The 17,663-nt window shown below is 63.5% G+C and carries 11 protein-coding genes and 4 pseudogenes; 5 read left to right on the top strand and 10 right to left on the bottom strand.

All coding sequences use genetic code 11. The features are described from left to right. Both ACZ3IJ_RS27975 and ACZ3IJ_RS27970 read left to right on the top strand, forming a co-directional pair. Nucleotides 1-249, top strand: a 249-nt coding sequence (locus tag ACZ3IJ_RS27975; RefSeq protein WP_467472516.1) for a hypothetical protein, incomplete at its 5' end; no start/stop codon positions are given. Nucleotides 250-370: 121 nt separating this feature from the next. Then, nucleotides 371-970: a sortase domain-containing protein gene (locus tag ACZ3IJ_RS27970; RefSeq protein ID WP_467472514.1), complete on the top strand. Its 600-nt coding sequence runs from the start codon at nucleotides 371-373 to the stop codon at nucleotides 968-970. A 360-nt stretch (nucleotides 971-1,330) separates the two neighbouring features. Here ACZ3IJ_RS27970 and ACZ3IJ_RS27965 read toward each other — a convergent pair. Beyond that, nucleotides 1,331-1,438, bottom strand: a pseudogene (locus ACZ3IJ_RS27965) (SDR family NAD(P)-dependent oxidoreductase); the annotation flags it as partial. 280 nt (nucleotides 1,439-1,718) lie between these two features. On the opposite strand from ACZ3IJ_RS27965, the gene ACZ3IJ_RS27960 reads away from it, so the two are divergent. Beyond that, nucleotides 1,719-2,156, top strand: a complete 438-nt coding sequence (locus ACZ3IJ_RS27960; RefSeq protein ID WP_467472513.1) for a transposase — start codon at nucleotides 1,719-1,721, stop codon at nucleotides 2,154-2,156. 732 nt (nucleotides 2,157-2,888) lie between these two features. After that, nucleotides 2,889-3,684: pseudogene (locus tag ACZ3IJ_RS27955) on the top strand (IS5 family transposase). Between the two features lie 255 nt (nucleotides 3,685-3,939). Here the strand turns inward: ACZ3IJ_RS27955 and ACZ3IJ_RS27950 are convergent. The 6 genes and pseudogenes from ACZ3IJ_RS27950 to ACZ3IJ_RS27925 form a co-directional block, all read right to left on the bottom strand. Further along, on the bottom strand, nucleotides 3,940-6,723 hold the full coding sequence (locus tag ACZ3IJ_RS27950) for a helix-turn-helix transcriptional regulator (protein WP_467472662.1): 2,784 nt from the start codon (nucleotides 6,721-6,723) through the stop codon (nucleotides 3,940-3,942). A 997-nt stretch (nucleotides 6,724-7,720) separates the two neighbouring features. Further along, nucleotides 7,721-8,331: pseudogene (locus tag ACZ3IJ_RS27945) on the bottom strand (IS701 family transposase). Between the two features lie 532 nt (nucleotides 8,332-8,863). Next, nucleotides 8,864-9,286, bottom strand: a pseudogene (locus tag ACZ3IJ_RS27940) (helix-turn-helix domain-containing protein); the annotation flags it as partial. Beyond that, the gene (locus ACZ3IJ_RS27935; RefSeq protein ID WP_467472511.1) at nucleotides 9,283-10,533 is read right to left on the bottom strand and encodes an MFS transporter; all 1,251 of its coding nucleotides are present in this window, start codon (nucleotides 10,531-10,533) and stop codon (nucleotides 9,283-9,285) included. The pseudogene ACZ3IJ_RS27940 and the gene ACZ3IJ_RS27935, both read right to left, overlap by 4 nt. Before the next feature lie 224 nt (nucleotides 10,534-10,757). After that, a complete protein-coding gene (locus ACZ3IJ_RS27930; RefSeq protein WP_467472510.1) occupies nucleotides 10,758-12,725 on the bottom strand; it encodes a PEP/pyruvate-binding domain-containing protein in 1,968 nt (655 codons plus the stop codon). 79 nt (nucleotides 12,726-12,804) lie between these two features. Continuing rightward, the gene (locus ACZ3IJ_RS27925; protein WP_467472508.1) at nucleotides 12,805-14,055 is read right to left on the bottom strand and encodes an ATP-grasp domain-containing protein; all 1,251 of its coding nucleotides are present in this window, start codon (nucleotides 14,053-14,055) and stop codon (nucleotides 12,805-12,807) included. Nucleotides 14,056-15,942: 1,887 nt separating this feature from the next. Between ACZ3IJ_RS27925 and ACZ3IJ_RS27920 the strand changes: the two genes are divergently transcribed. Then, nucleotides 15,943-16,323, top strand: coding sequence for a hypothetical protein (locus tag ACZ3IJ_RS27920; protein WP_467472507.1), 381 nt, complete (start codon nucleotides 15,943-15,945; stop codon nucleotides 16,321-16,323). Here ACZ3IJ_RS27920 and ACZ3IJ_RS27915 read toward each other — a convergent pair. The 3 genes from ACZ3IJ_RS27915 to ACZ3IJ_RS27905 all read right to left on the bottom strand — a co-directional run bounded on the left by ACZ3IJ_RS27915 (nucleotide 16,289) and on the right by ACZ3IJ_RS27905 (nucleotide 17,550). Continuing rightward, nucleotides 16,289-16,570: an ATP-binding protein gene (locus ACZ3IJ_RS27915; protein ID WP_467472505.1), complete on the bottom strand. Its 282-nt coding sequence runs from the start codon at nucleotides 16,568-16,570 to the stop codon at nucleotides 16,289-16,291. The two genes, ACZ3IJ_RS27920 and ACZ3IJ_RS27915, sit on opposite strands and share 35 nt — an antisense overlap. Next, nucleotides 16,516-16,971, bottom strand: coding sequence for an ATP-binding protein (locus ACZ3IJ_RS27910; RefSeq protein WP_467472504.1), 456 nt, complete (start codon nucleotides 16,969-16,971; stop codon nucleotides 16,516-16,518). The genes ACZ3IJ_RS27915 and ACZ3IJ_RS27910 overlap by 55 nt, the downstream gene beginning before the upstream one ends. Nucleotides 16,972-17,220: 249 nt before the next feature. Continuing rightward, entirely contained in the window at nucleotides 17,221-17,550 is a 330-nt protein-coding gene (locus ACZ3IJ_RS27905) for a helix-turn-helix domain-containing protein (RefSeq protein WP_467472502.1), read from the bottom strand. Nucleotides 17,551-17,663: the final 113 nt, after the last annotated feature.

Here is a 17,663-nt window from a genome sequence, read left to right as displayed (position 1 = left end):
AAGGGGAAGATTGCCGCGGCCCTCACGACACCCCCGGGTGCGGAACTCCTCGCCAGCCCTCTCGCCATCCAGAAGACCGAAATCCTCGCAGCGAAACAGGATAGGGAGGTCCCGAAGGGCGGGGTCAAGGCCGGCGCCGAAGGCGTTGGTTCTACCCACACGTTGACGGTTGTAGGCGCTGCGGGCCTGGCCGCGGCTGGAGCCGTTGGCTTCGGCTTCGCAGCGCGCCGCCGTCTCGGTCAGCGCTGAACACACCCAGACACCGGACAATCGTCTGAGCCCTTTCGGGCATGCAGGTCCCGCCCAGCGCGGGACCTGCATGGAGGCATCCGTGAATAACACCCCCACTCATAGCCGCCCACGTGCCCGCATGGGTTCTATTGCATCGGCACTCGCGGCAATAGGCTCACTCGCAGCGTGCGGGACGGTTCTACCACCGGAGCCGCAGGTCCGCAGCACAGCATCGTCCCCAGGGCCGGATATCTCCAAGGAGCTTCCGAGATCCCGGCCGACCGGAATGAGGATAACCTCAGCTGGTGTAAAAGCGGCAAAAATGGTCGACCTTAAACTGGACAATTGGGGAGCACTAGGCGCCCCGAATCCCGACACCGCTGCCGACACGCCTGGCTGGTGGAAGGATAGTGTAACCCCCGGAGAAAAGGGCGTCGCTGTGCTTGTTGCCCACTTCGACACCATTCACGGCCCTGCTCTGATGAAGAACGTAGAGAAGATGAGAATCGGAGACGCGATAGACATACCGCGAGCGGATGGCCGAACCGCCACTTTCAAAATCCATGAAATCGAGAACATCGATAAGGAAGCATTCCCCACTGGCAAGGTATACGGCCCCACTCGCCGGCCCGAGCTGCGCCTCATCACCTGCGGAGGTGCACTTAAGGACGGGCACCGGAGCAATAACATCATCTTCTACGCTTACCTGACCAGCGTGAAGCGAGGTGACATGAATTGAGGATGCAAGGCGTTTGAGTCGGCTGCGGGCGATGGGCCCACCACGATCGGCACCCTGACCATGTGTTGGACGCCGTCGACCAGCGCGGTGAAGTCCCGCTCGCCCATGCTCTGCCGCTTGCCCCCGACCGCGGGGAGGGGTGCGCTGGCGGTGCACAGCCGGGTCGGGGAACCTGGCCGCATCGCGATCCCCCGGGCTGCCGACAGCCGTCTCGAGCGGCTCGAGAACGAAGCCGGTTACCCCCGGACGGCCGCCCCGCAGCGGCCCCGCCGGTTGTAGCCCCCGCAGGCCGCCCGCGTCCGTATACCTCCGCCCAGGGCGTCACCGAATGGAGGGAGGTCACCCGCTCGCGTGTCCGCCGCCGTTCACCCTCACGCGCGCCCCAGCGCGGGCCAGCCCCGTGGCGATGGCGGCACCGATCCCCTGAGTGGATCCGGTGACCAGCGCGGTACGTCCCGTCAGATCGATGGCGCATGAGCGGACCTGTCCCTCGCATGGGTGTGATCAATAGTGATCAATGCCCTACCCGGTCCGCAGCCGGTGCCACGGAAGTTCCCTCTCTCGGCATTCGTACGGCTCCGGATTCAGCCGCACTCCCGGCGTCCTTTCGGCAGCGGCTGCCCATATGGGGCAGGGGCTGCCGCTGTCCGCGACGTGTGCGGCTTGGTCTTAGAGGGCATTTGATCTAGGTAATTGGTGTTTTGGGATGTTCTTGTGACTGGAGGCGTCGACGGTCGTTGCCAGGGGCATGACTGCTCGACGTGCGTATCGCAGTGACGTCTCCGATGCCCGCTGGGCGTTGATCGAGCCCGTGTTCGTTGCCTGGCGGGCCGCCCGTTCCGGGCCTGGGGCGGCAGCGCGGGTGCATGATCTGAGAGAGATCGTGAACGCGATCCTCTACGTCAACCGCACCGGGATCCCGTGGGAGTACCTGCCGCACGACTTCCCGCCGTTCAAGACCGTCTACGACTACTACGCCAAGTGGGAGACGGACGGAACCACCGAGCAGGTCCACGACCTGTTGCGGGACAGGACCCGGCGGGCGAACGCCCGAAGTGGGCAGCCCTTCGCCCATCTCCATGCGTTCCGCCGGCTGTGGATCCGCCGGGAAGTCCGCGACGACATCCACGAAGCGTTCCTCAGTCTCGCTGCCCACTGCTGGCGACGGCTGAAGCTCTTCCGATAGTAGTCCTTAGGTTCCGTCGAGGTGATCATTGCAGGGGTGTGACCGCCGCGACTGCCCCTGCCCACCGAAGGCCCCTGAGCGTCCCCCAGGTGCCTCTCCACGCTCCTGGGCTCGCTACTGGCAAGGATGTTGGGTCCCCCCTGGACCGGCCGACCTCAACTGACCTGGCCTCGGCCCTCCCCGCGGCGGTGAGGACACGGCTGAAACGGACTCACCATCGTGCCGTCACGCCGAAACGCATCGCCGTCGAGCAAGCGCCCCGGCCAACGGGGCTCCCCCCGGTATCGGAGCCTCCTGTAACGCGTGTGTGGGAGCTGTTGACCGCCGCCCGGGAGAGGTCAGGGGCACGGCACCGCGCAGCCGTGCCAGAGGAGTTTCGTGCGGTGCTGGACAGACGTCGGCCTCGGTCTGCACGGCCAGGCGCCGCCAGCAGGTCATGCCCGACCGAAGCCCAGTTCCTGCGGGAAGGGTCCACGGCGATGCCGATGTGACGCACGAAGAGGATGCCCTGGAAGACCCGCCTGTACGAGGCCGCTTCCGCCCCGGATGACGAACCCGGCATTTCACTCTCGGCGGTAGCAGCTCGATTACCGCCCACAGCTCGATATCGGCTTCCCACGGCTTCTGCCGAGCCACCCGATTTACTCGGATCAAGTGCTGAGGACCATACCAGCCCGAAGATCACTTCATTAGACGTCGTTTCCTTTGGTTGTGTGGGTCGTTGTGCTGGGCATGACGAGTCTTGCTGAGAGGTTGGTGCCGGATGAGTTGTGGGAGTTGTTCCGCAGGGTGGTGCCGGAGACGGTGGTGATACGTCCGCAAGGGGGCGGCCGTCGATGGTCGGGGGACCGTGAGTGTCTGGCTGCGATCGTGTTCGTGGCGACGTCGGGGTCACGTGGCGGCAGGTCCCGCCGGTGTGCGGGCCGGCCTGGCCGACCGTCTACCGGCGCTTCGCGCGCTGGAGCAAGGACAGAGTCTGGGCTCGTCTCCACCGGGTCATCCTTGATGAACTCGGGGCCCAAGGAGAGCTGGACTGGTCGCGTTTCGCCATCGACTCGGTGAGTGTCTGGGCCCTCAAAGGGGGCTCCTGACGGGACCGAATCCGACCGATCGCGGCGAGAACGGATCGAAGATCCATCTCGTCACCGACCGGTGCGGTCTGCCGGTCGCGGTCGCCATCTCCGCGGCCAACAGCCACGACAGCCTCGCACTGCAGCCGGTCGTCGCGTCGATACCGCCGATCCGCAGCCGCCGCGGACGTCCGGACAAGCTCCATGGTGACAAGGGCTACGACTATCCCCATCTGCGGCGATGGCTCCGCGGCCGGGGAATAACACCTCGGATCGCCCGGCGCGGTGTTGAGAACTCACATCGTCTGGGACGCCACCGATGGGTCGTCGAGCGGACCATGTCCTGGCTCTCCGGCTACCGCCGGCTCCACCGCCGCTACGAGCGCAAACCCGAGCACTTCCTCGCCTTCACAGCCATCGCCACCAGCCTCATCAACTACCGACGACTCACCAAGTGAAACAACGTCTTAGGGGCTGTAAGTGGGGGCTCGATCCGCAGGACTCTGGTTCTGAGCGGGTGCGCTGGGCAATCCCTTCAGTCTCTACGCCCTGTGGACCGCGGTCGTCCTGCCGTCCATCAGTAAATCCCGTCCCCGGCTTCAGCCGGGGGCGGCTCCGAAGCCGGACCCGAGATCCGGGGCCCCGTCAGTGGTGGACTGGCGGCGCCGTGGCCAGGCGGCCTGTCTGCACCCACACGCCCGGCTGTGTGCGCTTCAGACACCGGCCTTACGGAGCTGGCGGCGGGAGGCGACGTTCAGTTTGTTGTAGACGTGGCTGAGGTGGTATTCGACGGTTTTGGGGCTGAGGAAGAGTTGCTGGGCAATTTCCTGGTTGGTGTTTCCCTGGGCAGCGAGGTGGGCGACGGTGTGTTCCCGTTCGGTGAGAACGGCCAATGGATCTTGCTCGCCTTTAAGGGCATCAGTATGGAGGGGCATTCCAAGGCGGGCTAGGGATTGTGAGGTGCGTTCGGCGTGAGGTTTGGCGCCGAGGGCGGTAAATAGCCGTTGGGCTTCGGACAGATGGGTGGCTGCTTCGTGGCGGTCGACGGGTTTGCCGGTGACCAGGAGAAGGTGGGCGTAGTCGCGGTGAGCGAAGGCGCGGTGCAGGGGGATGTCGTCACCGTGTGGTTCCGGGGCGTTGAGGGCGTTCTGATAGTGGGATCGAGCGCCTGTGCTGTCGTGGTGGGCGGTGGAGAGACGGGCATGCAGCCAGAGCCGGGTGCAGGCCAGGGCCGGGACGACGGCGCCGTCACTCCGGGTGGCAATGCGGTCGAAGGCGGCCATAGCCTCATTAGCCCGTATCAGGTCCCCGGCGGCAGTGGGGGACCGGGCGTTGTCGGCAGGGGCATGGGCATCGATCAGCAACGGGGCCCAGTACAGGGGCCACTCGGGGGTGGTCCCGTTGGAGGCTGCCGGGTCCAGATCTTGAAGTGCCTGCGCCATGGTAGGGCGGTCGCCACGGACCTGCCCGAGCAGCGCCTGCGCCATGACCGGGAAAATGGCGCTCAGTTTAGGGAAGAATGACGTGTGCTGCCAGGCGGCGCTCAGATGCTCCATTGCCTGATCGTCGTTGCCCTGCTGGGCGTGGACCATCGCGGTGATTGCGTGGCTGGGAGCCAACGCGAAGGGCTGGTCGGTGGCTTCGGCAACTACCAGAGCCTGTTCGGCGCTGATCAGTGCATCTTCCCACTCCCCGGTGAGGGCGCGGGCGTATGCGAGCATGAAATGCTCCGCTGGCAGGGCCGGTATGTCCGGGTCGTTGCGCTGCCGGGCAATGAGTGTCGTCAGGTCGTCTATTCCAGCCCGCATCTCTCCGGTGAAAATGCGGCAGGTTCCGCGCCACAGCAGCAGGGAGCTGTCACGCTGTGGCACCTGGCTGGCGTGCTCTGGCAGGCCGGCCTCCTCAACAACTGCAAGCGCGGCAGGGGGGCCTTCGCTGAAGAGCTCGCCGTTGGCCAGCAGGCCCCGGGCGAAGTGGCTGGCTGGGCCGGGCGGGGTCTGCTGCAGCAGTGGCCGCATCACTTCCACGACACGCACACCCTCGGCCTTCATGACGTATGCCACGCCCAGCCAGATAGCGGTCAAGGCCTGAAGATTCGGATCGGTCGCCGCATCGTGGGCGCGGGTCAGCAAAACCACCCCCGTCTCCGGATCGCCTCTTACAGCCGCGAGGAAACCGAGGACGGCGTCGCGTCGCGGTGAGGGCTTGCAGGCTTCTAGTCTGTCGCGCAGCCCGTTGACCCGTGCCGGGGATTGATTCGCCAGCAGGAGACCGGTGACGGCAGTCAGGAGGTGTTCTTCACGCTGAGCGGGGGCTGGCGTGAGGTCAGCGGCCCACAGCAGCAGCGTCGCCGCGCGGTTGACACGCCCCCTTCCTGCCTGGCGGTCAGCCTCAGCAACGAGTTCGCCAGCCAGGCCGGTATCGGTGCCACTGGCAGCAGCGACCCGGTGTGCCCAGGCCGCTTCTTCGGAGACCAGAGCGCTGGCAGCCTGATGCAGGTCGCACCGGACCGGTGGAGTCAGTGCTTGGTAGACCGCCTCACGCTGCAAAGCGTGGTGGAGCTGTACTGGCGTGGTGGATTCCTCGGGTCGCCAGGACACCAACCCGGCCTGAAGAAGCGGCTCCAGCGCGGCCACCGGATCCTTGACGGCCGCCAGCGTCCCGGCCTGGGGCAGTGGCACCGTCGCATTCAGCACGGCCAGTGCCTCCACCAGCCGCCGCGACTCCGGTGGCAGCACAGCTAGTTGACTACCGATCGCCCTCTCCAGCGAGTCAGGCACGGGCAACGGCCGTGAAGTGTCCTTCAGTTCCTCGACGGACGCCTGCCCCAGCAAGGTAAGCAGATGCAGAGGATGTCCCCCGGTGTGCCTCATCAGGCGCTCCACACCGGCTTCGCGCAGTCTGACACCAGTCTGCGCCTGTACCAGTGCCTCCACCTCGCGCTCGCCCAGCCCGGACAGGCGGATGGCTTCAACCCGCTCCACCCCCCGCATCAACCTCCGCAGTGCCTCCTCCCCGGCGGCCTCTCCCTCACCGGCCCGAACACTGGTCACCACCAGCACTCGCTCTGACCACAACCGGCGCAACACAAACCCCAACGCCGCCAGCGACTGCTCATCCCCCCAAGAGGCGTCATCCAACACCAACGCCAAAGGCGCGTTCTCCGCCGCCGCAGCCAACACGCTCAGCAGGTGTGCCCCTACATTCAGTGGCGAAGCATTGCGCCGCAGCAGTTCTGTGAGTTCACGCATTTCCGCAACTGACGAAGGTAGTCGCCGCAGCCACTGGTCCACCGCGCCATACGGCCAGTCCTGCTCGCTGCGATCACACGCCGCCCAGCACACTTCAAGGCGGTCGGACCCCTCCCGGAGAGCCTGCCGGACCAAGGCGGTCTTCCCGATGCCCGCTTCCCCCGCCACCGTCACAAGCCATGGATCACCTCCCACCGCCCGGGCCCGGCAACCCTCCAAAACCGCCAGCTGAACTTGCCGCCCCACAAACGATGGAACACCCGTCTGCTTCCCGGCGCTTCGCCCGCCTGCCACGCCGCCACCAGCATCCCACTGGCCCCCTGCCGAGATCACAAGAACCTCCGAGGAACGCAAGCCTGGCCATCGGTGCCCTCAATTTTTCCATTTTGACATGTTTTGTTGAGTAGCGCCTGCCACCCCGCTGGGCGATGGACGGGTGCCTATGGCCGGTCGGGGCACAGGCGGCAATGGACGGTCAGGGTGTCGATGAGGGCGAAGGCGGCGGAGGCAAGGAGGAGAGATGCGATGTGGTCACCGGTGCCGGTGCGGGCGGTGATGTCGGCGGCATGGAGTGCAGCCGGCAGGTGCAGGCACTTAGTACTCCAGCAGTGGTTCGTGTCCTGAGCTGGTTCTTTCAGGTAGTGGCTGTGTTGGGCGGTTGCTTGGCGTCGTCGGCGCCAGCGGGACCACTTCAGTGCGTGATCTCTTTGAGGGTGGTCGGTGTGTTCGGTGGTGGGGGCAGGGGATGTTCCAGGAGCCGGCGGATCTCTGCCACGGTGAGGGGACGATCCTGCAGGTGGGGTCGTTTTCTGCTGCCCCCTTTACCGTCTCGTCGGCGGCCAGGCCGGCGAGCATGGCCAGCGTGATGTGCCGGTACCAGCCCACATACCGGCGGACCTCGTACTCGATACCAGCGGACCTCGTACTCGTCCAGGCCGCACTCGTTCTTCGCGGCCTGGAAGCATTCCTCGATCGCCCACCGCATCCCGGCCACGCGCGCGAGGTCGGCGATGGTGCAGGTCACGGGAGCGTAGGCGAAGTAGTAGGTGATCTCGTCGGGCCGGGTGAGGCTGCGGCGGGCCAGTACCCATCGGTGACGGGTGGGCTCGTCCCCGTCGAGAATTCCGATCGACGGCAGCCTCGCACTCGCTCAGTCATATACGCGCGGTCCCTTCGCCCCGTCACCGCAGGAGAGACGCTGCCAGGCGTCATCGGGTGCCCCGGCGATCAGGTCGTCGATCCGTCAGAAGCCGGCCAGACTCTTGACCTGCTGAGACTTCGGCACCGCGACGACATACCCGACCTCGAGCTCCTCGAGCAGACGCCGGAACTTCCACTCCTGGGCGTAGGCTTCGTCCGCTGTCACCCACGAGGCGGGCAGGCCCGCGGCCAGGCAACGGGTGACCCTCGCCTTCGCGATTCGCCCTTGGTCGCGAAGGCCCGCTCGTCCGGGATCTTCGCGGCTCTGCACCGTTCCCGGTCGCCGGTCCAGGCCTTGGGAAGGTACAACTCCCAGTCCACCAAAGCCCGTCCGCGGCTGGTGGCGTAGGCGGCGAACACCCCGATCTGGCAGTTGTCGATCTTTCCCGACGTGCCGGTGTACTGCGGGCCCACCCCGGCCGAGGTGCTGCCCTTCTTGATGAACCCGATGCCGTCGACGATGAGTACACCGCCCGGCCCGAGCTTGCCGGCCACGCAGTCTCGGACATCGTCACGCAGTGCGTCTGCGTCCCACACGCTTGAGTTCAGCAGCCTCTGGAACCCGTCAGGAGTGCGGTGACCTGCATACTCGGCCAGCTGCCAGCCGTTCTTCCGAGCCAGCGGTGCCAGCAGCCCCCGCAGGTAGTCCCGCATCCGCCACCGCAGATCCGCCCGGGCGAACCGGCCCGCCACCCGAGCAAACACCGACTCCAACTCCGCAGCTCACCCCTGAGCCTCAGCCATCCCCACCATGCCCAGACAACGACAACTAGCAGATCGTGTCCTGAGCTGGTTCTCCGCTGCTAGTGGCAGTGCCGGGCGACTGCCTGGTGTTGTCGCCGCCAGTGGGACCAGTTCAGTGCAGTTCGAGGGTGAGCCAGTCCTCTTCGGCGGCCCAGACCCGCATGGCCTGGCTCCAGTGGGCGGACAGTCCGTCCCAGACCAGCACCACCCGCTCCGCGCGGTAAAACACTTGAGCTGTTCCAGGACCTCGATCAGAGCGGTGGTGTCGTAGCTGCTGGGCTGAGGTGGAAACACAGGCGCGGACCGCGGTCGGGATCGGTGGCGTGATAGCCGAGAGCTGCGGCCATCGAGGCACGCTTCCGCTTTTGAAACGCGACCACTCATGCGCGATCCAGCGGGCGATCTCGGACTCATCCCGTGCCACCGCCCGACGTTCAGGCCGCTGCAGACTCCACCCCAGCCGGCCGGTCAACAGCCGCCACACCGACGCCCGCGACAACAACACTCCCGCCACCCGCTCGACCACCAGGCCGACCCGCTCCAACGTCCACGGACCAGCCTCGAACCCGTGCGCCTGGGCCCCTTGCTCCAGCGCGGTCCGCACCTGCTCGACCTGGTCGTCGTCCAGCTTGGGCGGCCGGCCCCTGGCCGGGCGCCGCCGCAGAGCAACAGTGCCCGCCCGCTTCCCACACCCGTTTCCACAGCCGCACGCTCTTGTCGCTGACTTCCAGCATCCGTGCGATCTCGGCACTCGAGCGTCCTCGCTCGAACAACTCGGCCGCCGCACACGCCGGGCCTCGGCCAACTGTGGCCGTGTCAAAGGAGGAACGACGGATCGGAAAGCGACAAACGATGAAAGTTTCATTTTGACAGCATGTAGCGTCTTCGCCGGACAATAGCCACGCCAATAGTCGCAATGCCGAGTACGGCGAATGATCCGAATGACAAGTATGCAATGTATGTGTGCAGAAGCCCTCTGGACAGGTAGTAACCAGCGGCCACGCTGGCGACGGCGCAAATCGCACGGTCTAGTATCGATTCCATTGAAAGAAGTGTGGACCTGGGGGCAGTATCCGGGATTGCTTCGTTGATCTGGCCCCGCTGCAGCGGATAGGCAAGACCTCCCGCAGCCGCGAACAAGCACAGAAGGCCAACAGAAGTGAGGGAGCCCGGAAAGCTGAGCGCCGCGAGACTCAATGCCATGAGGCCACTCAGGCTGGCAACCGCCAGAGACGCACTCATATGCTTGAGCAATATTCTCGGACGGGAAGAGGAGATTGCCTCGCTGATAGCCATTGCGGACATCACCGTTCCGTGCTGGCTTACGGGAATTTCGTGATCCAGTAGTATTGGCTGAAATAGATCAGACTGGCATATCCGCACGAGTGTGAAAAGACTGACGCCGAGGAGCATCAAAGGCCCCAAGAGCGGTGCTTCACGGAATGCATGAATGATTCTTAGAATGGTTCCGCATTTGGGTTCCCGTGCGTTGGGGCGTGCGACGGGCCGAAGACTGGCCAGTCTCAGAGAAAACGCGAAGGCACCTGCGGACGACGCGGCGCTCAACCAGTAAGGTGATGAATGGACAAAGGAACTGAGCACACTGCCGACAGGCCAGCAGATCACCTTTGCGGTAAGGCCGAGGGCTCTGGCGTTCCCTTCGGCTTGGATATAATGGTGGCTATAGTCATGTCCGCGCAGGCTCTCGTAGAGATAAGCACTGCTGGCGCCCGAGACGAGGGACCGGGCTCCTGCTATGAGAAGAAAATGCAGGCCAAATCCGACAACAGTCGGCGAAGCTACGGGTACAAGATTCGCCGCCGTCATGACCAAAGCGCCCAAACGCATGCACCGGCGCGGGCCAATGCGATCCGCAAAGAGCCCAGTTGGGAATTCTAGAAAGCAAAATGCCGCGTAGTAGGCGCCCTGAATCAGAAATATCTGACCATCCGAGAGGCCGGCCTCTCTCTGGTAGGTATAAAAAATCGGCAACCACCAGTGCAGGCCGAACAGTATCTGAAATGCATTATTGGTAAATAGTAGTCGCCTGACAGGGAGAGGGTGATCATTCCGGCGCTTAAGCAGTCGCAGCGGTGCTGTTCGAAGCGTCACGAAGATACCTCATCTCCCTAGGTCCGACTGCTTTGTATGAGCGCGTCCGTACTCGTTTACACCGAGCCAAGGGTGAGGCCCGGCGGCAGTGTTATCGCGGCGTTCAGGCAGGGCAGCGGCAGGATGCGCAGCTGCCCTGCAGCAGATGTTGCTATGCGTGTCCCGCTCCCGTGCAGATCCAAGAAGGATGAGGAATTAGGGAGAGCCTGAGACGCTGCACCCAATTACGGAGCGTGGAAGGGGCGCACCTGGAGTATGTTCACGTAACCGACCTCGTCGATAATCCATTCGATGTCGAGACGGTGGAGGGAATCCTGATCCCGGAGGAACTGCGATTGGAAAAGGCGCCCTGCCAGAGCCAGGTCGGCCAGTTTACCCCTGATTGCTGCGTCAAGATCGCTGGTGGAACTTCCAAGAGAAACAGTGCGCCCACCACCTTCGACGGTGTTAAAGAGGTACTCCAGGGGCGTGACCGTGCCGTCTACGACGGCCGCTGCCGATCCGGGTGAACAGTTCAGATAGACGTTACGGAAGTCGTCAGGCATTCCTGGGTTGCAGGTCACCATTACGCCGCCGACTTGCGCAGGCACGTATTCTTGGACAATGAATGCCATGCTGGCCAGGTGAAAATCGATCCCGGCGTCGTGGCGCATTCGGACACTTCGTGCGGAGTACAGAGAGGCCCATACAGTACGCACAGCATCGATCAGCTGACGTGCGTCGCGCACATCCGGGACTGAATCGTAGAGGCCTGCTGCCGAGAAGCCGGGAACATCCTCAGCGTTAGACGACGACCGGACTATGAGAGGCCAGCGATCTCCGCAGTATTTGCTGACTCCGTCGACTACGGAACTCTCCACAGATGGCGGTAGATCCGAGGTGAGGATCATTTTGCGAATTTCTTCGCAGGCAGCATCGACAGCGTCAAAATCATAGTTGTTGAGCGCTTCATCGAGACGGCGCAGCGTCGTCTCAACAGACTGAGACTGCTGGATATGCTGCTGCAAAAATGCGAATGAAGCAGCAATGCCACGAGGCACTCGAAAATTCTCAGCGAGAAGGGTGCGAGCCTTCGCATCTAGCGCATCTGTACTCGTGAACGTGGTTCCCAGCCGCTGCGCCAAGTAGCAGAGCAGGTCCTTCCTCGGAGGGCGAGGCGCCGCGTAGTAGGCGAGAAGCCCAGTACCGCTGCCTTGTTCGATGACGCGAGACAGCTGCGCTAGGTTTGCCGCCTTGGTGCCGAAGTGTGATTGCTCATGTACCTCGAGCTGTTCCAGCGGTTTGACGCTCATGCAAACGAGATTCGGAACAGCAATCTGCGGGGTCCGCGTCGTATGCGCCACCGCTGAGTAACCTGACGTCTCGCTGGCGGCTTCCAGAGTGACGCCCCGAGGAGTCACCTCGTAGCTAACGAACTCTTCATTGAGTCGTTGCCGCTTCACCTTGTGCTCGATATTTCGGATGATGGCGTTGGGAACGCCCCACCCTGATGCCAGCATGTTGGTGTGCGACAGCGGGCTTGTAGCATGGCCGCTGATCAGGCCGGCGACCCGGGGAATGTCTTCGGGAACCGTGGGCATAGCAACGATGTCCCGCGTGGTGAGGGTGTCGCGCTTCCGGCGGTATTCCGCGGGCGTAGCAAAATACCGCAGTCGGCCAGTTGCCGAACCGAAGTTCAGGTTCACCGTCTCGGCGAATTCGTGCAGTTGATGGCTGGAGATTCGTGGGACGACCTCCTCGGGAACGAGCTCTAAGGCCTGTTCCTGACTGTGGCTGGCTGGCATGAGGTAGAGGTCCATGTCATCCACGAGACACTTTCGCACGAAACTGTAGAGTTCGGTCACCATGATGGCCGGCATAGTGTCGCTGTCCGAGGTCTCAAGGATCATTACGGAGCCCGATGAGTCAGGACCGTTTGATTTACTTCCCACTACGCGTGGAATCGATCGCAGTGAGAGAGTAGCCAGAAGAAAGCGGCGATCTGTGGAGTCATAGAGCAATGTGTTGATCTCGTCGATGTTCTCCTCTATCTCCTCCGCCCTCATGCCGAAAAACCGCTTGCCGACGTACACGGCATGAAAGCTATGAACCGCCGAATCCAGAACATGAATTTTGCGTTCAATGAGATCGACGACGATCTTCACATAGCGATAGCCGGCCAACGTGCCTGAAAGGCTCTCGAATATCGACATGTCAAGTAGATGGCCGACGTGTGTCCGGTCCGATTGAAGCGTGCTCCGCATTCCCGAGTCGCACATTTTTCCGTTGCTCCTATTCCATGTCGGCTGTCGTGAATGAATGCAGGCCCTGACGTTCCCATCGCCTCAGCGTTTGGTAATCACGGTCGACGAGTCCATGGTCTTCTGAAGCTAGATAGACGTGACCAGGACTGCTGGTTAGGTCCGTAGTCGGCTCCAGAAGAGAATACGAATCGACGTGTGAAACGGTACAGACCGCAGTTTCCAGCGAATCGATGGCTGTTGCTGCCGACGGGTTTGCAAGCCCCCGCTCGTAGTTTATAAAATCAACATTTCGCACACTGCTCGTCCACGCAATCTCCTGTTCGTCAAATGCCGCCCAAGCGTCACTGTCCACCAGCGCCGTGACGAAAAGGCTCACCTGTGAAACGCCGCAGAATTTCTCGACGATGTGGGGTCGAGTCCCTCCGCCTAGCCTTGCGCCAGTCTCAATGAAGACAGGGCCCCGAGAAGTCAGCATCACTTCCGTGTGGGCCGGTGTTTCAGTTATCCCAAGAGCGTTGAGAGCGCGATAGGTGAAGTCGCAGAGTATTTTGCCTTCATGGCTTGTTGTGCTGATTGGTTCTTCGAAATCGTAAATTGGAGTGCTGAGGGATGATGTACGCTTGTGATACCGCCAGATTTCAGCCGTCTTATGGTAGCCGTCCTTCGATACAGTATTTATGAAATACTCATCACCGATTATTCTCTCCTGCGCCAGGAATTCGGTATTCTGCTGCCCGAATACATTTGCCTTGCTCAGGATGCGTTGGCCAGCCTGTCGCACTTCATCATCCGAGCGGCAGAAATGCACATTGTCTGATGCGGCACTGGACATTGGTTTCAGTACGACATCGGAGTGTCCAGAGTCGCGATACCAGAAGAGAGCCTCCTGTGCTGTTCTGCATACCCTTCCGCGCGGGACAGCCAGGCCGGCTCCTTGGACAATGTCAGCCATCAGCTGCTTATTCCGGCGGGCTTCTCGGAGAGCAGGATGATTGGACGCAAGGCCAAGGGCCATAGCAAGCTTCTCCGCCAAGCTGACCCCGGATTCGGCGCCGGCTACTACGTGAGTGACCTGGCGTTCCATCAGCTTGTAGGCAAGCAGGAGCACGTCAGGTTCATATCCTAGGTCCTCGGCGTAATGCAAGGTGGAAAAGGTTCTCTGCAAGTAGTCCAGCGGAACTTCCTGACTGCGAACGTGCAGGCATTCTACGCCAGCGTCCTGCAGGCGTTTCGCCAGAATCGATCCCGTGGAGTACCCGTCAACTATGGCTGCACGCATAAATCTTCTCCGATCGCACGTGTCCCTCGGGACCGACTGATTCGAGAGTCGCTCAAGGGATACTGGCTGTTGTATTCACCTATTAGGGAGTCGACGTCGTGCACATGAGGCGCTTCAACGCCACCGGTCTCAGGACGGGCAGTCGACGGAGCGGAGCTCCGGGGCCCGGCTGAGTCGGTAAGGGGCCCGTTGCCGTTTGGCGCGAGCATCAGGAGCGCACTGGAGGCAGCAGAAGCGTGATCCGCAGGAGGTACGTCTTCAACGAGGGCTCCGTGCCTGCTCTCAACCGTCACGCTGAGCGATGACTGGTGGGTGAGGCGAGAGCACGAGCGCGCGCTGAGGTGCGGCCAGACCGGCGGGGACTGACTGGCTGTGGCGATCGGCCGAAGTCGCCACGGAGGGCGGCTGTGGATGCGGCCGCCAGCGATTGTTGCGTCTCTGCCCGGTTGACGAGGGCGCCGGCCTCCCCTGCAGGCGCGCTCAGGCAAAGACCGAGGCTTCGATCAACAGGTGCGGATGCGCCCGAGTCTGCGAGCCGACACGGCGTCGTGGGCAGAGCGTTCACGCCACCAGAGCGTCCTGCCGGCCTGATTCACTCGCGGGGGCCCGACGCCTTCCCGCTCGGCCTCGCATCCGCGGTGCCGGGGCAGACGCCAGCATCCAAGGAACCAGGGCAGGCGAGGCTCGACGGCGACAGCAGGTTCGCCCTCAATGTGCACCGGGTTCGGGTCTATTGAAGGGCATTCCCCTCGGGGATGCATTTGGTGCCCCTTTGGAGGCTGAGCGTGTGGTACCGCCTTGCTTCCCCATTTGAGGCAGCATCTGGGGCGGGTTGCTCTGCCGACCCGCCCCTTCCATGTGGCTCGTACTGGTCGGATCCCGACACGACGGAGGCTGGTGCCCCTAGCACCGTTGGGCCGGCCCTCGCATGTCGATCGGCCGGCACCTGGCGCGTTACTGGTTTGTGCTTCAGGGATCTGCCCGATGTTTGCCGAGGTGCGGTTGCACCCGCTCTGACTGTCAGGTGGACACCACGCAGGGGGAGGGGAATGGCTCCCTGCTACCCTTCCAGAAGCAGCCCTGCCCTTCGGGCAACCCGGATCCCCTGATGCTGCGCGCCGAGTGCAGACCCGCCGTATGACAGAGCGTACGGTCGCTTCGCAGTCTGACGGAAGGACGGCGTCCTCGACTAGCTCAAGGGCCTCTGGAACTGGCTGGGACGCGAAGCTGAGGGCCAAAAGGCTGAGGCGAGCTGACGCATGCTGAATGCCCGGAAAACGGCTGCGAATTCGAACGCAGCTATGACATAGCCCGATACGTGCTGCCTTATCCCGCGTAGCTACGCCTTGGAACTGTTTTCCTGCCAGCTCGGGTACCACCGCCACCCCACCCCCCCCTGACGGCGGAATCTGCTTTCGCCGCCCCAAATCCTCGTTCTGCATCGCAGTGATCGACTCCACAAGCCAACGCCTCACGCACAACTCCACCCTGAACTGGCGCGACATCTGGCCCCTCAAACCGAACACCACCGTCGAGACTGGCCGTATGACCAGCGTGAGAACGGCCTAGTCAGCCAAGCAGCTTGACGGCCAGGACATCCCCGGACGGGCCCCGGGGGGTCTGTGCGATTTTTCCCCGTTCCGGACAGGCAGGCCAACCCTGGAGTCCTGGGCACCGGGGGGGAAGGTCATGCTGACTCCTTCTTGGGTGTGAGCTTGACTAGTGCCGTAGCACGTACGACGCTGCTTGGGTGCGTCTACCCTATGAGCGGCTGGGCAACTGCAGTCAGGGGCGGATCCGTCGAATCCTTTACCGTTTCAGTCATGCTGTTCGCCCAAGCTCGTTCACACTGGGGTCAGGCACTGTGTGACCCGGCACAATGTCCCGGTGAGCCTCTTTACCTGCGCGAACTGCGAGCACCTTCTCACCAGCGATCTCCAGGAATCACAGGCCTCCCCGGCCAGCGACCACCTCTCGGACCATCGCATCGCCGACCCGCGGGTGGCGCAGGGCACCTATGCGATCAACTACGACGCCACGCTGTTCGTCCTGCATCCTGACGACGTACCAGGCAACGCTCTGCATCCCGACTCAGGGCATCGCGGCGGCTGCTGCGGACTTCACGGTCAGGACGGCCCCAACCTCGTCTGCGCAGACTGCGGTGCCGAAGTCGCCACCAAGGAATCGGACTGCTGGACCGACAACCTGGTAGCGCTGATAGCCGCCGCAGTCGTCAGCCGCACGGGATCTCCATCCGGAACCCGCTGACTTTCGGCGCCACCTCGCACACGTTCGCCGGAACATGTGCGCTTTCCCGAAGGGCTTGTTGCTGGTCACGATCACCGAGGCGCGTTCGTAGCTGCCCGAGATGAACTGGAAGAAACAGGTTCGCTGCCTCCGGCTCGAACGGGATGTAGCCCACTTCGTCTACCACGATCAGCGGGATGCGGCCCAGCCGGGTCAACTCGGCGCCCAGACGTCCTGCTTGGTGGGCTTGGGCGAGCCGGTGACCCACTGGGCGGCAGTGCCGAAGGTGACCCGGTGGCCGGCCTGGCAGGCCCGGATGCCGAGGCCGGCGGCGAGGTGGGTCTTGCCGATGCCGGGCGGCTCCAGGAAGATCACGTTCTCCTTTCCGGTGACGAGGTCCGAAGTGCCAGATGGGCGATCGCGGGAAGGGAAACGCGCCGCCCGGATGCGTTCTTCGGCTCGGTGGGAGTCGCGGGCGGCGACCTCCCGCTTCAGGCATGCGGCCAGATACTTCTCGTGGCTCCAGCCCTTGTCGCGGGCCTGCTCGGCGAGGCGTGCTGCCGCGTCCCGCCGAGCCGGGGCTTTCAGGGCCTTGGTCAGATAGATCAGTTCGGAGCCGACGTCGCGGCTGGGCCGGGCCTGGCTCGTGCCGCTCTTCGTGCTTATCACGCTGCCACGAGCCGACGGCTCCCTCGTTGTCCCAGACCAGCACCCTGGGAATGGCGGCACCCAGCTCGGTCAGCAGCCGCCAGTGCCCAGCGATCAGACCGGCCGCTGACCTGGACGGCAGCATCCGCGTAGTGATCCACAGCGAGTAGCCTGCGAGCATGACCAGCAGCGGACGGCCGACCTGGCCGAAGCCGAGCGAGATGTCGGCCCGGCGGGAACCACAGGTGACACTCGCCGATCTCGCCCGGTTCATAGACCGTCCGCCGCCGGATCCGCAGGCCGAAAGGCCGACCGCAAGTCCCGGACCCGGTCCTTGAGCACGGTCAGCCCGCGGTCCCAGCCGATCCGCTCGGCGATCACCGTCGCCGGCATCTCGGGCCACTGCTCAAGCAGTTCGCGGATCTGTGGTTCGACCGCGTCCACGATCGACCCCTTCGGCGCCCGCTGGTACTTCGGCGGAGCATCGTCCGCGACCGCTCTGCGGATGGTATTCCTCGAGATTCCCAGCTTCCTCGCGATCGCCCGCACCGGCATCTGCTCGGCCCGGTGAAGTCGGCGGATCTCCGCCCAGTCCTCCACGCTGATCACCACTGCTCCCGGCCTGACTCAACGAGCCAGACCCTGAAGGGGGGGGCAACTTTTCAAGCGTCGCCACTGGTCCACTTTTACGCCATCGCCGACAAACGAGACCT

The sequence above is a fragment of the Streptomyces sp. NPDC013317 genome (assembly GCF_055563155.1).
Note: the sequence above shows the minus strand (reverse complement) of the source record. Positions and strands in the feature narration are given on the sequence as shown.